The sequence below is a fragment of the Candidatus Accumulibacter phosphatis genome, from assembly GCF_012939955.1.
Classification (GTDB): Bacteria; Pseudomonadota; Gammaproteobacteria; order Burkholderiales; family Rhodocyclaceae; genus Accumulibacter; species Accumulibacter delftensis.
The window spans coordinates 1-14,059 of record NZ_SPMY01000001.1 but is presented as its reverse complement, the minus strand read 5'-3'; the positions used below and the strand labels follow the sequence as shown (position 1 = coordinate 14,059).

Below are 14,059 nucleotides of genomic sequence, written 5' to 3'. Positions count from 1 at the left end.
GAAGTGCCGCGATGAGTGCCAGCGATCGCGTGCAGGCCTTGCGGGCGGCGATCGAGCGGCACAACATCGAGTATTACGCCCGCGACGCGCCGCTGATCGGTGATGCCGAATACGATCACCTGTTCGCCGAGCTGCAGGCGCTCGAGGCCGAACATCCGGAACTGCTGAGCGTCGATTCGCCGACGCAGCGCGTCGGTGCGGCGCCGCTGCCCGAGTTTGCGGCGCTCGCGCATGCGACACCGATGCTGTCGCTGAACAATGCCTTTGCCGAGGACGAAGTCGCGGCTTTCGACCGTCGTGTCCGCGACGGGCTGGCCGTTGGCAGCGCGGCTGAAGTCGGCGTCGAGGTCAACTACTCGGCCGAACCCAAGTTTGATGGTCTGGCCGTCAGCTTGAGCTATCAGGATGGCCATCTGCTGCGTGGCGCGACGCGCGGCGACGGCTCCAGCGGTGAGGACGTCAGCGCCAATCTGCGTACCTTGCGCAGCATTCCCCTGCGCTTGCAGGGCAGCGATTGGCCGGCCGTTCTCGAAGTGCGTGGCGAGGTGCTGATGCTGCGCAGCGATTTCGCGCAGATGAACGAGCGACAGCGCGATAAAGGCGAGAAAGAGTTCGTCAACCCACGCAACGCCGCGGCTGGCAGCCTGCGCCAACTCGATCCACGCATCACCGCGACACGTCCTTTGCGTTTCTTTGCCTATGGCGTCGGCATTGCTGAAGGCGCCGCCTTGCCGGCGACCCATAGCGAACTGCTCGATCGGCTCGCCGCCTGGGGCTTTCCCGTTGCCCGCGAACGGCGCCGTGTTGCGGGCCTTGCCGGCCTGCTCGCCTACTACGCCGAGATCGGCCGCCAGCGCAGCGCGCTGCCCTACGATATCGACGGCGTGGTCTACAAGGTCGATGAACTGGCGGCGCAGGCACGTCTGGGTTTCGTTTCACGCGCGCCACGTTTCGCACTGGCGCACAAATTCGCCGCCGAGGAGGCGGTCACCGAGTTGCTCGACATCACTATCCAGGTCGGCCGTACTGGCGCGCTGACGCCCGTGGCACGGCTCAAACCGGTTTTCGTCGGTGGCGTGACGGTGATCAACGCTACTTTGCACAACGAGGACGAGATTCGCCGCAAAGACGTACACATCGGCGACACCGTCGTCGTTCGCCGGGCCGGTGACGTGATCCCGGAAGTCGTTCGCGTGCTGCCCGAAAAACGGCCCGTCGATGCGCGTCGTTTCGCCATGCCGAAGAACTGCCCGGTTTGCGGCTCGATCGTTGTGCGCAGCGAAGATGACAAGGGCGAAAAGGGTGAAAAGGGCGACAAGGGTGTCGCGGCGGCGGTGGCGCGCTGTAGCGGCGGACTGTACTGCCCGGCGCAGCGCAAGCAGGCCTTGCTGCATTTTGCTTCACGGCGGGCGATGGACATCGAGGGGCTCGGCGACAAGCTGGTCGAACAACTGGTCGATAACGCCATCGTGCGTACGCCGGCGGATCTCTACCAGCTCGGCGTCGTGGCCTTGGCCGGGCTCGAGCGCCTTGCCGAGAAGTCGGCCGGGAATCTGCTCGCCGCCATCGAGAAGAGCAAGCAGACGACTCTGGCGCGTTTCATCTACGCGCTTGGGATGCGCAACGTCGGTGAGGCGACGGCCAGGGAGCTGGCGCGTCATTTCGGAAGCCTGCAGCGTCTGCTGACGGCCGATGACGCGCAGCTGCAAGAGGTTGCCGACGTCGGCCCGACTGTCGCCCAGTGTGTTCGCCAGTTCTGCAGTGAGCCGCACAACCGGATGGTCATCGAACAGCTGCGCGCCGCCGGGGTGAGCTGGAGCGAAAGCGAAGGCGCCATGCCCAGCGCTGGCGCAGTCGCCGGCAAAGTTTTCGTGCTCACTGGAACACTGCCTTCGCTGAGCCGCGATGCTGCTGGGGAGCTGATCATGGCGGCGGGTGGGAAAGTGACCGCGTCGGTGTCGAAGAAGACCCACTTCGTCGTTGCCGGCGCCGAGGCCGGCAGCAAGCTCGAGAAAGCGCAGCAGCTCGGCGTGTCGGTGATTGACGAAGGGGAATTGCTGGCCTTGCTGCAGGCAAGCCCGCTGGCAGTCCCGGAAAGCACATGATGGACGGGCAAGCGGCAATGACGCTGCTGGCTGGCGCCGATCTGATCCACTCGGCCGACACGGTCGCCGCCGCAGTGAGCCGCGTCGCGCGCGAGATCAGCAGCCGACTGCATGCCAGCCAGCCGCTGGTGTTGTGCGTCATGAAAGGGGGCGTGCCGTTTGCGGGCCAGCTACTGACGCAACTGACTTTTCCCCTCGACTTCGATTACCTTGACGTCAGCCGCTACGGTCAGGCAACGGCAGGCGGCGCGCTGTCGTGGCGTGTCGAGCCGTCGCTGGCGGTGGCCGGGCGCACGCTACTGGTGGTTGACGACATTCTCGACGAAGGCATCACGCTGGCCGCGATTCGCGATCGCCTGTTGCAAATGGGGGCGGCGGCTTGCTTTACGGCCGTTCTCGCCGACAAGTTAAATGGTCGAAGGAAGCCTCTGCGCGCCGACTTCGTCGCCCTGACCGTTCCCGATCGCTTCGTTTTTGGCTTCGGCATGGACGCCCGCGGCGCGTGGCGCAATCTGCCGGCGATCTACGCCATGCGGGAGGATTGAGATGTTGGCAATCATCGGGGGCAGCGGTCTGACGCAGCTCGCCAAGCTGGAAGTCGGGCAGCGAAAAGTGGTGAGCACGCCCTACGGTGAGCCATCCGCCGCTCTCAGCTTTGGCCATTTCGCCGGCCGACCGGTGGTCTTCCTGGCCCGTCATGGCGATCAGCACAGCATCCCGCCACACCAGGTCAACTACCGGGCAAACCTCTGGGCGCTGGCGGAGGCACGGGTGCTGGGCATCGTTGCCGTCGCTGCGGTCGGCAGCATTCGCTCCGACCTCAGACCTGGCGACCTGGTTCTTCCGGACCAGATCATCGACTACACCTGGGGGCGTCCGTCGACCTTCCACGAAGGACCCGGTGCCGTGGTGGCGCACATCGATTTCACCGAACCTTACGATCAGGCTCTACGCAGGCGCTTGCTCGACGCGGCGGCGACGATTGGCATCAGGCTCGGTGCTGCTGCGGTCTACGCCGCGACGCAGGGACCGCGTCTGGAATCGGCCGCCGAGATCAACCGCCTCGAGCGCGACGGCGCCGACGTCGTCGGCATGACCGGCATGCCCGAGGCGGCTCTGGCGCGCGAGCTGGCGCTGCCTTACGCGGCTCTCAACGTGGTCGCCAATTACGCAGCCGGGCGCGGCGATGATCGTGGCGGCATCAGCCTCGAAGCGATTCATGCGGTCTTGGCGGCGTCGATGCAGCAGGTGCATGCGATCATCGAAGCGATGCTGCGCGACGATGAGTAATGTGGAAGTCGCGCCCGCGACTCACGAATCTCCTTTCTCCCCCGGCGGGAGAAAGGCTGGAAAAGAGGGGGAACGGTCATGACTTTCATGATCCGGGGTATCTCGACAGGTCATGGCCGTTAGACCTGTCCTGAGAATGGGTGACGCGCGTCTCTGGCAGCAAGCCAGGGCCGTCGAGCGTTTTGCCACGGCAGAACTCGAAGCGCTGATCGTCGACATGGAAGACACCATGCGCGACCTCGACGGTGCCGGCCTGGCCGCACCGCAGATTGGCGTCGATCTGCGCGTCGTGATTTTCGGCATCGACGCCAATCCGCGCTACCCCGATGCCGAACAGGTGCCGCGCACAGTCTTGATCAACCCGGTCCTGACGCCGCTGTCGACCGAGGTCGAAGACGGCTGGGAAGGCTGCCTCTCGGTGCCCGGCCTGCGCGGCTGCGTGCCGCGCTGGAAACATCTGCGCTACAGCGGCTTCGACGCCAGCGGGCAGAGCATTGAGCGCAGCGTTTGCGATTTTCACGCCCGCGTCGTGCAGCATGAATGCGACCACCTTGATGGCATCCTTTATCCGATGCGGATCAAGGACTTCCGTCGTTTCGGTTTCGTTGACCTGCTGTTCCCCGAGGGCCCCGCGCCGGCGGCCGAGTAGCCGGGTGTGCCGCGATCGCAGCGCCGTGCTGCGAGTACTGGATCGTGGCTGGCCAGTTGCTGGATTTGTGAAAGAAGACCTTGTGATGAGCAAGACCGCCACGCCACCCCGTTACCGAATTCTCTTTGTCTGCATGGGCAACATCTGTCGCTCGCCGTTGGCGGCCGCGGTAACTCGTGGTCTGGCTCAGCGCGAGGGTCTGGGTGCGCTCGTGGAAACCGATTCGGCGGGGACGCACGGCCACTACCATGCCGGCGAAGCGCCGGATCCGCGCGCCCGCAAGGTTGGCGCCAAGCGTGGCTATGATCTTTCAAAAATGCGCGCGCGCCCGGTCGTGGTGGCCGATTTCGAGCGTTTCGATCGCGTTCTGGCAATGGACCAGCAGAATATGGCCAATCTGCTGCGCCTGTGCCCCGAAGAAAGCCGCGCGAAACTGGGCATGTTTCTCGACTACGTCCCGGAGTTTGGCCTTAGCGAGGTTCCTGATCCCTATTACGGCGCCGAGTCGGGATTCGAACGGGTGCTTGAGCTCTGCGAACTGGCGGCACGAGGCCTGCTCGCCGCCTGTGAGCACGGGCAGCTTGCCCCGTGAGCGGCCGAGTCAGGGAAATCGGCTAGCGCCGCACGCCTGATCTGTCCTCGGCGGGTACCAGCTGGGGCAGCAGTTCGGGCGGCAGTTGCAGCCGTGAGAGCAGTGTTTCGCGGCTGATGTTGAGCAGTTTTTCGATGGCTGCGAAGTCCTCCGGGAGAGCGGCATCCGTCCACCCGTCGACCGAGTGGCGGGCCAGGTTGACCGCCAGCTTGACGTTCTGCACGCGTACCAGTTGCGCACTGTCGTTGTCCATCAGCGCGGTGAGCAACTCGGGCAGTTGCCAGGCGCGGCAAAGTGCCAGGTGCAGCTCGCTGAGCGGAAAGCCGAGAACCTCGCGCTGCACGACGCTGCTGCGCAAGTTCTTGTCGACTTGCAGTCGGGCGCGGATAGCGATCGCCTGTTCGGGAGCAAAGCACCACAGCAGGACTTCCGCGAGGTCGTAGAGCAGTGCCGCGAGCGCGACTTCCTCGACGTTCATGTCGTGCCGGGCGAAGGCCCAGTCGTGCGCGTAGCGCGAGGCGCGCTGGCAGCGCAGGATGACCTGCAGTACGCCGAGTAGCGCCTGCGGCTTGCGGCCGAGCATGGTTTCGATGGTTGCCGGGTTTTCAAACTTGTGGAAGAAGGGCTCAACACCGAGCATCATCACCGCCGTGGCGATGTTGGTGACGTCGCTGCGCAGGTGCTTGCTGCCGAAGGACTGGATGTAGGCCAGCACGCGGATGGCGAGCAGGGGATCCTGCAGCACGATAGCGATGATGTCGCGGCCGTTTACCCGGTCGATACGCTGGCGCGCCTCGTCGAGGCGGCGGGCGGTCTGGCGCAGGACGGGCATCTCGGCGCTGCTGAACAAGGTCAGCCAGGCGGCAAGGTCTGGTGGTGCTTGCGGTTCGAGCATGGTGCTTGCCTTGGAGAACAGGATCGGGCCGACGAGCGCGGGTCGCCCCTCGCTCAGAAGCGCTCGTCCGCACGCAGATAGCGCCACTGCCCGGGCGGCAGCTTGCCGAGCGAGACGCTGCCGATACGCACGCGCTTGATGTCGGTAACCTGCAGCCCGACCAGTTCGCACATGCGCTGGATCTGCCCTTTCTTGCCGTCCGGCAGAACGAAGCGCATTTGTTGATCGCTGAGCCACGAGACCTGCGCCCGTGGCAGTTTGACGTTGTCGAGCGCCAGGCCGCGGCGCAGCAGATCCAGGCCGTCGGCTGCCAACTCGCCTTCGACGCGCACGTGATATTCCTTCTCCAGCCGTGAATCGCCGCCACTCAGACGGCGCGCGACGCTACCTTCCTGCGTAAAGGCGAGCATCCCGCCCTCTTCGGTCTCGAGTCGTCCGGCCTGCGCCAGACCGCGCAGGTGGGTGGGCTGGAAGCTCAATGGGGAATTGTCTTCGGCCCAGTGGTTGTCGGCGCGAATCAAGGCGGCGATGGCATCGCGGCCTTCTTCGGCAGCCGGGCCGGGAAAGTCTCGCGGTTTGTTGAAGACGATGCTGACGCTCTCGCTGCTGCGCGCGCGGGCAACTTCCTTGATCGTGATTTTGGCCTTGGGGTTTACGCGTGCGCCCAGGCGGTTGATGGCCACGCCATCGACGCTGACCCAGCCGTTCTCGATCCATTCGTCGGCTTCGCGTCGCGAGCACTGTGCCAACTCGCTGACCAGCTTCGACAGGCGCGGCGACTCCTTCGCCAAGCCGCGTGGCGGGCTGCTTGTCTCCGTCGCTGCTGCTGCCGGCGCGGGGGGAGGGCGGAGCTTGCCGCGCCTCGCTCGGCGATGCTTTGCCGTAGGTGCCGGCCGGCGGCAGGGAGGGCTCGCTGTCAGTGTTCTCTGGCGCTGGCCGGAAGGCGCGCGCTCCGGTGCTGCGTGCGATCCCGCGCGGAGGATGGATTTTCTTGGTCGGCTTGCGGGGTCGGTCGGCAGCGGCGGGGGCGGAGAATTTCTCCCTGAGCGCTGGTCCCGGACGGTCTTCACGGGCGCGGGGGGGTGGTGCTCACTACTGACGGGCTGTCGTTACTCGGGGAAGTCGTTTGCGTTTGCGGTGGCGTTTGGGGAGGGATGTCCCTGCTCGCCGTCCTGCTCGGCTTGGCAGTCGGCTGCGGCCTGCTGTCGCTAGGGCGGTAGCCTGCGCGCTTGGATGTCGCTGCGCCGCCGCGGAGCGGTTTGCGCGCCGGCGATCTGTTGGGCTCTGCAGCGTTGCCGTTGGTGCTTGTTTTCGGGAGTTTCAGGGTCGGGCGGGGCATGGCAGCGTGTTCCGTTCGGTCGGCCCAGTAGTGTACGCCAGAAGTTGCCAGAGCGCCCCGCGCGAATCTCTTGCACCCCTTCCCGGCCGGCCCTCGGAAGGCGGGCGACGGTCGCTGAGTGCAATGATGCGGCTAGCGCGGTGGTGGCGCGGGGGGGGCGCCCCGCGGTGGCGATGGCGGTGGGGGTGGCGGTGCGCCGAATGGCGGTGCTGGCGGCGGCGAAAGAGGCGCGCCAGCAGGTCTTGTGGTGTAGCCTTCCGATACCGCGAAACCGCCGACCAAGGGCACTTTCTGGCCGCGCGCGTACATGCACTGGATGTAGCTCTGGTCGTAACGTTGCTGCAAGGTGTACGCGGAGGCGTTGCTGGCGGCGACGCCGCCGACGCTGCCAGCGAGCAGGCCGACGCCAGCGCCGACCGCGGCACCGCTCGAACCATCGATCGCGGCGCCCACGGCAGCACCGACGAGCGTTCCCACCGCGGCGCTGGCGACACCGGAATTGACGGCTGTCGTTGCCGGCGTCGCGCCGCCAATCGCCTGGTTGGCGTAGGTCCGGCAAGCTTCATCGTCGCCGCGAAACTTGGTGAAAGACTGTCCCGATCCGGGCAAGGCCATCACGCTCGGTCCGTCCGGCGGATAGCTGGCACAGGCGGCGAGGATGAGGACCAATAAGGGCGCAAAGAAGCGTGGCTGAGGCATGGCTGAACTCATAAAGGGTTTTCGCCACGCCGGGACAAAGGGTGGACGATAGTAAATGTAACGCAGTTGTCCCTTGCGCGCTGACATGCGAGTTCCTCCATGGTCGCGTCCGCTGGCCCGCGGGCGTCGCTTTCTGATACGCTGAAAGGCGCGCCACCAGCAAACCACATCGAGCTGAATGGACCATGACCTTGCCTGAAGAACCGAAAAGCGCCATCGGCAACCTTGCCGACCTCGAGGACGGACAGATCGCCTTGTCGCGCTACATCGTCAAGCGCGCGGACGGCCTGTATGTGAACTTGTCGCGACTCGATTCGCCGGCCGATTTTGCCGACTTTGTCGAGCGCACCTTTGCCTTGGGGCTTTACTTCCGGGCGCTCGATTACGCGCAGTTTCAGTCTCTCCTCTACGACGATCCGGCGAGTCGCGAGCAGGCGGCACCCGCAGAGGTGTTCCTGGCGCTGGATATCGCCACCTTTCGGCCGCAGCGCCAGTCCTTGTACAAGGAACTGCGGATTCAGCGCGGCGAGGCGATTTATCTCTTCGAGCCGATCTACCTCGATGCAGCGAGTGACGAACAGGCAGTGGAAGACAGCGCCAGCAGCCCGCGGCAGCAGTTCGCTGGCGGGCTGCTGGAGACCCGTGCCTGGCTGGATGTGGATGAGTTCATTGCCAGCGCTTGGACGCGCGGGGTGCGCTTCGGAATCGATATCGCGGCGCTGCGGGAGGGCATCCAGCTCGACAAACCCGAGCGGCGCGTGGTCGCCCGCAGCCGGCCCTTCGTGGCCGGCAAGAATGCCGAAGTGACCGAGCAGGCGCCTGGCTTGCATCGCAACAATGCCCCGCGTCGCCTGCTTGGCGACCGGGTCGATCTGCGCCAGTTCGAGACGCGTTATCCGCAAGTCGCTGTCGGCTTGCGCCTGGTGAAGAAGTCACCCCGTACTCTCGGTGTGGACGGGCGGGATGTCACCGGCGAAGCGCTGCCCGCCCCCTTGCCCAAGGATTTCGACCTGGCGCGCATGGCCGGTGCCGGTACGCTGCTCAGCCGCGAAGCAGACGGCGAATTCCTGTTGGCGTCGGTCTGTGGCTTCCTCACTATCGATACTCGCAGCCATCAATTTTCGGTGACCGACAAGATCGTCAGTCACGAGGGCGTCAGCGCACGCACCACCGGCGACCTCATGTTGACCGGCGAAGAGTACGAGCAACACGGTGAAATCCAGGAGAAGCGGGTCGTTACCTGTCGCAGTATCACCGCTTTCGCCGATGTCTTTGGCAGCATCGTGTCCACCGGCGGTACGGTCCGTTTGAAACAGAACCTGGTCGGCGGCAGTGCCAGCAATGACGACGGCGACATCATCGTCGAAGGCGTTGCCTCCGGAGCGACCCTGATTGCGCCGCATGGTTGCGTGACGTTGAAGAGAGCGGACAACTGCACGATCATCGCGCGGCAGGTGGTCATCGAACGAGCGACGCTGTGCGACATCGTTGCCGATGCGCTGTCCCTCGAACTGGCGGAAGCTTGCGCTGCGGCAGCCAAGAGTATTCAGGTGCAGAGCGCGCGGGTGCGCAAGGAAATCGGCAACGTCTTCCTGCTACTGCTGCCCGACGCGTCGACCGAGGAGGCCGCTATTGTCGCCTTGCACGAGAAGCGCGCGGCGCTGGACAAGGAGATCGCCGCTCATCGCGCAAAGCTGGACGTCTTGCGTGGCGACAAGGATGTCACCAGCTACCTGCGTCTGGCCAGCAAGTTGCGGCGCGGCGAAGTGACCTTGACTCCCGAGCAGGAGGCTGGCTGGCGTCGCTTCTCGGCAGTCGTCGCCCCGGTCTTGAAGACCTGTTCTTTGTTGGCTGAAGCAATCAATGAGTTGGTCGTCCAGTCGACGGGCATGGGCTTGAAAATCGACGAAGCCCTGGCCGCTGCAGAGCAGCCTGCGGCGAACTGGCGTGCACGGTTGAGCGCGTCGAAGGCGAGACGCGGATCAGTGCGTTGCAGGTCAAGCTCGCCGATACGCCGCTGAATGCGCTGCCGCGCAAGGAACTGAAGATCCGACTGCGGGCGCCGGATGCGGCGACCAAAGAATTGTTCTCGGGCTCGTCTGGCCGCTTCTCCTGGACCTACCAGAAGCCGCAAGTGCCGCTCTGACGCTGCTCCGCGGCAGCGCCGCGAGAGCAGGCCATTTCAGCCCTCGGCAAGGCGTTTGCTGATGTGTTCGAGAGCTTCTTCGATCTGATCAATCAGGATCAGGCACAGGTCGCCTGGCTGCAATTCGGCCAGCGCGGTGTCGATCGCCAGAAACTCGCCATGAACTTCCTGGACCTTGGACGTGCGCGTGGCGTTGATCAGCCCCTGCTGTAGCAGGGCCAGTACTTCACCATCGGCGCGGCCGCGCTGGCATTGATCCTGATAGAGCACGACACGATCGAAGGCGCCGCCGAGAATCTCTGTCTGGCCGCGGATGTCTTCATCACGTCGGTCGCCGGCACCACTGATGACGACCGAGCGGCGACTGTCGGGCGGCGCCGGCAGGTTGTCGATGGCATCAACCAGGGCCTGGATGGCGTCCGGGTTATGGCCGTAGTCGGCGACCAGCGTGGCGCCACGATAGTTGAAGACGTTGAAACGTCCGGGCGCCGTCTGGGCGTCATTGACGAAGCTGGCCAGAGCGCTTTCGATGGTCGCCCAGGGAATCTCCAGCGCCCAGGCCGCGGCGATGGCGGCCATCGTGTTGTCGACCTGGAAACCGATGGCGCCATTCTGGGTGATCGGAATTCTGGCCAGCGCGACGTGGTGTTCGATCCCGCCTCCCGAGGCGACGATCGAATCGTTGTCGCTGTAGACGACGCGCTTTCTTTGCGCGCGGTGCAGGGCCATCAGCGGATGGTTGCGGTCAGCAGCGAAGAAGGTGACCTTCCCCGGGCAGGAGTCGGCCATTCGTGACACCATCGGATCGGCGGCGTTGAGCACGGCGACGCCGGTCTCGTGCCGGACGTTCTGAACGATGACCCGCTTGACTACCGCCAGGTCCTCGACGGTGCTGATATAGGACAGTCCGAGGTGGTCGCCCAGCCCGATGTTGGTGACCACGGCGACGTCGCAGCGGTCGAAGCCGAGCCCTTCGCGCAGCACGCCGCCGCGTGCCGTTTCGAGTACCGCAGCATCGACGTGGGGGTGGAAGAGAACGTTTCTGGCGCTTTTCGGACCACTGCAGTCACCGCTGTCGATGCGCCGACCCTCGATATAGACGCCGTCGGTGGTAGTCATGCCGACGCGTAGCCCCTGTTCGGCGAAGATATGGGCAATCAGACGGACGGTGGTCGTCTTGCCGTTGGTTCCGGCTACCGCGACCAGCGGGATGCGCGCTTCGTCGCCGTCGGCGAACATGTTGCCGATGATCGCCTCGCCAACCGGTCGCCCCTTGCCGAACGACGGCTGCAGGTGCATGCGCAGACCTGGCGCGGCGTTGAGTTCCACGATGCCACCACCCTGGGCCTCGAGCGGCCGCAGGACGCTGTCGCAGACGACGTCGACGCCGGCAATATCGAGCCCGATGGTCTGCGCCGCGGCGATTGCCTGGGCGGCGAACTCGGGATGCACGTCGTCGGTGACGTCGGTGGCCGTCCCGCCGGTCGACAGGTTGGCGTTGTTGCGCAGAACAACGCGCGAGCCTTTCGGCGGCACCGATTCCGGGGTCAGCCCGCCACTCGCCAGGCGCGCCAGGGCTACTTCGTCGAGGCGAATCCGGGTCAGCGAAGTGGCGTGGCCTTCGCCGCGCCGTGGATCGCTGTTGACCCGCTCGACGAGACCCCGAATGTCATGCACGCCATCGCCGACGACCAGCGGCGGATCGCGGCGAGCCGCGGCGATCAATTTGTTGCCGACCACCAGCAGGCGGTAGTCGTGGCCCGGGATGTAGCGCTCGACGAGGACTTCATCGCTGACTTGGAAGGCGATCGTGTAGGCGGCCTCGATCTGCTCGCGGCTGACCAGGTTGACGGCGACGCCTTTGCCCTGGTTGCCATCCTGCGGTTTGACGACCACCGGGCCGTCGATCTCGCAGGCCGCTGCCCAGGCGTCTTCGCGGCTCAGTACCGGTCGTCCGGCAGGGACTGGAACGCCGGCCGCGTGCAGCAGGATCTTGGCCAACTCCTTGTCCTGGGCGATGGCTTCGGCGACGGCGCTGGTGCGATCGGTTTCGGCGGCCTGTATGCGTCGCTGGCGACTGCCCCAGCCGAACTGCACCATGCTGCCCTCGGTCAGCCGCCGATAAGGGATGTTGCGGGCCATCGCCGCATAGACGATGGCTCCGGTGCTCGGGCCGAGGCGTACGTCCTCGTCGAGTTCGCGCAGACGGTTGAGCGCGTCGTCGAGGTCGAAAGCCTCTTCGTCAACCGCTGCCCGGCAGAGCTCCTGGGCCAGTTCGAAAGCCAGGCGGCCGACGACTTCTTCGCTGTATTCGACGACCACCTGATAGGTGCCGGCTTCCAGGGTCCTGGCGGTACGGCTGAAGGTGACCGGGCAACCGGCCTGTGCCTGCAGGCCGAGGGTCGCGAACTCCAGCGCCTGGGCCATCGACACCGCTTCATCATGGCCCGCCGGATGCAGCATGGCCAGTTCCGGGAAACGCGCGCGCAGACGATCCTCGAAGCCGGGCAGGTCGTCGATACTGCGCTCACCTTCAGCGCAACAGACGATCGCCTCGATGGCCGTATGCCGGCTCCAGAGGTTGGGGCCGCGCAGAGCGCGGATACGCGATACTTCCATGAACAGTTTCCCTTTCTGCTTCGCTGCGGATGACCAGGGGTGTCCGCATGGCTGCTATGTTTTCCGGGTTCGACGCGCGCCGATCAGGCTATGGCGCGGCCGCTCTGGGCGTACTTCCTTACTTCTAATGGGTGGGCCAGCGGATCATCGTCTCAGGCGACGGTGAAGGTTTCCAGCCCGGTGCGGATCAATTCCGGCCCGATGCCGAGCGCCCAGGCCGCAGCGGTGGCGGCGAGAACGTTCTCGATTTCAAAGTCGACGCGGCCAGCATCGGTCAGCGGAATACTCTCCAGGCTGACGATCGACATCTCCTCCTTACCGCTGGCGAGGACTACCTGTCCGTGGCGAGCGAATACCGCGCGCTTGCCTTGTGCCCGGTGTTCGATCAGGGCCGCTTGCTCGGGGTCCGTGGCAAAGAAAATGACTTCTCCGTCGCACAGGGGCGCGATGTCGACGAGCATTGGATGGCCGGCATTGAGTACCGCGGCACCGCCGGGCAGCACCAGGTCGACCTGGGTGCGCAGGATGGTGAACACCTGCTCCGGGGTTTCGATGTCGTAACGGCCGAAATGCGTGCTCGCATCGACGTTGGTGATCACGCCGATCAGGCAGCGGTCGTAGGCCAGGCCTTCGCCAAGAATGGTGTCGCCGCCGTTTTCCAGTACCGCCGCGTCGACGGCCCGGTTCATCAGGATGCGGTTGGCTGCAGCCCAGTTGGCGCTGTCGTCCTTGGCGATGCAGCGCCGGTCGAGGAACAGTCCGTCGCTGCAGGCCAGCCCGGTGTGTTTGCCGGAGAGGGCCAGAATGCGTGCGATGAGACTGGCGACGGTGGTCTTGCCGAAACTGCCGCTGACGCCGATCACCGGGATGCGGCCGTCGTCACCGTTGGGGAATAATTGGTCGACGATGGCGCGACCCACCGGGCGCGGCTCGCCGCTTTCCGGTTTCAGGTGCATCAGCAGTCCCGGGCCGGCGTTGACCTCGACGATCGCGCCGCGCTGCTCGTCGAGCGGCTGGGAGATGTCTTCGCAGACCAGGTCCACGCCGGCGATGTCGAGTCCGACGATGCGCGCTGCCAGCGCAGCGGTGGCGGCGGTATCGGGGTGTACGCTGTCGGTGATGTCGTCGGTATGGTTGCCGCTGCGCACGATCAGCACTTCGCGACCAGCGGGCGGGATCGAATCGCCGCTGAAGCCCTGGCGCGTGACTTCCAGCCGGGCTACCGGATTGTCGCTCAGCGAGAGGATGTCGAGCGGGTACTCCTCCTCCGCACCACGGCGGGGGTCGGAGTTGATCTGGCTGTCGATCAGCTGGTCGATGGTCGACTCGCCGTCAGCAATGACTTTGGCGGTCTCGCCGCGGGCGGCAGCGACCAGCTTGCCGCCAATCACCAGCAAGCGGTGCTCCGAGCCGCGCACGAAGCGTTCGACGATGACCCCGCTGCCTTCATCGACGGCGGCGGCATAGGCTGATTCGACTTCTGCACGAGTGATCAGATTGGTGAATACGCCGCGCGCGTGGTTGCCGTCGGAAGGCTTGACGACGACCGGGTAGCCGATGTCCTCGGCAGCTTCGCAGGCGTCGTCGGCGCTGTCGACCAGGCGCCCTTCGGGGACCGGTACGCCGCACGAGGAGAGCAGGCTCTTGGTCAGATCCTTGTCCCGCGAGATGCCCTCGGCGATGGCGCTGGTGCGGTCGGTCTCGGCGGTCCAGATGCGTCGGCTG

12 protein-coding genes are annotated in these 14,059 nt (G+C 65.3%); 7 read left to right on the top strand and 5 right to left on the bottom strand.

What is annotated here, in order from left to right; genetic code table 11:
• Positions 1-11 precede the first annotated feature (11 nt).
• From ligA to E4Q23_RS00040, 5 genes are all read left to right on the top strand, one after another.
• Positions 12-2,105, top strand: a complete 2,094-nt coding sequence (ligA, locus tag E4Q23_RS00060; protein WP_169064750.1) for an NAD-dependent DNA ligase LigA — start codon at positions 12-14, stop codon at positions 2,103-2,105.
• Positions 2,102-2,650: a hypoxanthine-guanine phosphoribosyltransferase gene (locus E4Q23_RS00055; RefSeq protein WP_169064749.1), complete on the top strand. Its 549-nt coding sequence runs from the start codon at positions 2,102-2,104 to the stop codon at positions 2,648-2,650. The genes ligA and E4Q23_RS00055 overlap by 4 nt, the downstream gene beginning before the upstream one ends.
• 1 nt (position 2,651) lies before the next feature.
• Positions 2,652-3,395 (top strand): S-methyl-5'-thioinosine phosphorylase, encoded by a 744-nt coding sequence (locus tag E4Q23_RS00050; RefSeq protein ID WP_169064748.1) that lies wholly within the window; start codon positions 2,652-2,654, stop codon positions 3,393-3,395.
• Between the two features lie 112 nt (positions 3,396-3,507).
• The gene (def, locus tag E4Q23_RS00045; RefSeq protein WP_169064747.1) at positions 3,508-4,044 is read left to right on the top strand and encodes a peptide deformylase; all 537 of its coding nucleotides are present in this window, start codon (positions 3,508-3,510) and stop codon (positions 4,042-4,044) included.
• Between the two features lie 85 nt (positions 4,045-4,129).
• Entirely contained in the window at positions 4,130-4,636 is a 507-nt protein-coding gene (locus E4Q23_RS00040; protein WP_169064746.1) for a low molecular weight protein-tyrosine-phosphatase, read from the top strand.
• Between the two features lie 22 nt (positions 4,637-4,658).
• Here E4Q23_RS00040 and E4Q23_RS00035 read toward each other — a convergent pair whose 3' ends face one another.
• The 3 genes from E4Q23_RS00035 to E4Q23_RS00025 form a co-directional block, all read right to left on the bottom strand.
• Positions 4,659-5,531 carry an HDOD domain-containing protein gene (locus tag E4Q23_RS00035; protein WP_169064745.1) on the bottom strand — a complete coding sequence of 291 codons (873 nt, stop codon included), beginning with the start codon at positions 5,529-5,531 and terminating at the stop codon, positions 4,659-4,661.
• Between the two features lie 53 nt (positions 5,532-5,584).
• Entirely contained in the window at positions 5,585-6,322 is a 738-nt protein-coding gene (locus E4Q23_RS00030) for a pseudouridine synthase (RefSeq protein WP_169064744.1), read from the bottom strand.
• A 680-nt stretch (positions 6,323-7,002) separates the two neighbouring features.
• Complete coding sequence (locus E4Q23_RS00025; protein ID WP_169064743.1) at positions 7,003-7,569, bottom strand: glycine zipper family protein; 567 nt, start codon at positions 7,567-7,569, stop codon at positions 7,003-7,005.
• A 185-nt stretch (positions 7,570-7,754) separates the two neighbouring features.
• Between E4Q23_RS00025 and E4Q23_RS00020 the strand changes: the two genes are divergently transcribed.
• Positions 7,755-9,590, top strand: coding sequence for a flagellar assembly protein A (locus tag E4Q23_RS00020; protein ID WP_169064742.1), 1,836 nt, complete (start codon positions 7,755-7,757; stop codon positions 9,588-9,590).
• Complete coding sequence (locus E4Q23_RS00015) at positions 9,560-9,715, top strand: hypothetical protein (RefSeq protein ID WP_169064741.1); 156 nt, start codon at positions 9,560-9,562, stop codon at positions 9,713-9,715. The genes E4Q23_RS00020 and E4Q23_RS00015 overlap by 31 nt, the downstream gene beginning before the upstream one ends.
• 36 nt (positions 9,716-9,751) lie before the next feature.
• On the opposite strand, the gene cphA is transcribed toward E4Q23_RS00015, so the two are convergent.
• Positions 9,752-12,334, bottom strand: coding sequence for a cyanophycin synthetase (gene cphA / locus E4Q23_RS00010; RefSeq protein ID WP_169064740.1), 2,583 nt, complete (start codon positions 12,332-12,334; stop codon positions 9,752-9,754).
• Positions 12,335-12,486: 152 nt separating this feature from the next.
• The coding region (locus tag E4Q23_RS00005; protein ID WP_169064739.1) for a Mur ligase family protein at positions 12,487-14,059 on the bottom strand (1,573 nt) is incomplete at its 5' end.

Bases quoted from the DNA above. Each gene is read 5' to 3' on its own strand.
- def (WP_169064747.1), top strand. From the start codon at position 3,508: ATGGCCGTTAGACCTGTCCTGAGAATGGGTGACGCGCGTCTCTGGCAG.
- E4Q23_RS00050 (WP_169064748.1), top strand. From the start codon at position 2,652: ATGTTGGCAATCATCGGGGGCAGCGGTCTGACGCAGCTCGCCAAGCTG.
- E4Q23_RS00040 (WP_169064746.1), top strand. From the start codon at position 4,130: ATGAGCAAGACCGCCACGCCACCCCGTTACCGAATTCTCTTTGTCTGC.
- E4Q23_RS00055 (WP_169064749.1), top strand. From the start codon at position 2,102: ATGATGGACGGGCAAGCGGCAATGACGCTGCTGGCTGGCGCCGATCTG.
- ligA (WP_169064750.1), top strand. From the start codon at position 12: ATGAGTGCCAGCGATCGCGTGCAGGCCTTGCGGGCGGCGATCGAGCGG.
- E4Q23_RS00025 (WP_169064743.1), bottom strand. From the start codon at position 7,569: ATGCCTCAGCCACGCTTCTTTGCGCCCTTATTGGTCCTCATCCTCGCC.
- E4Q23_RS00020 (WP_169064742.1), top strand. From the start codon at position 7,755: ATGACCTTGCCTGAAGAACCGAAAAGCGCCATCGGCAACCTTGCCGAC.
- E4Q23_RS00035 (WP_169064745.1), bottom strand. From the start codon at position 5,531: ATGCTCGAACCGCAAGCACCACCAGACCTTGCCGCCTGGCTGACCTTG.
- cphA (WP_169064740.1), bottom strand. From the start codon at position 12,334: ATGGAAGTATCGCGTATCCGCGCTCTGCGCGGCCCCAACCTCTGGAGC.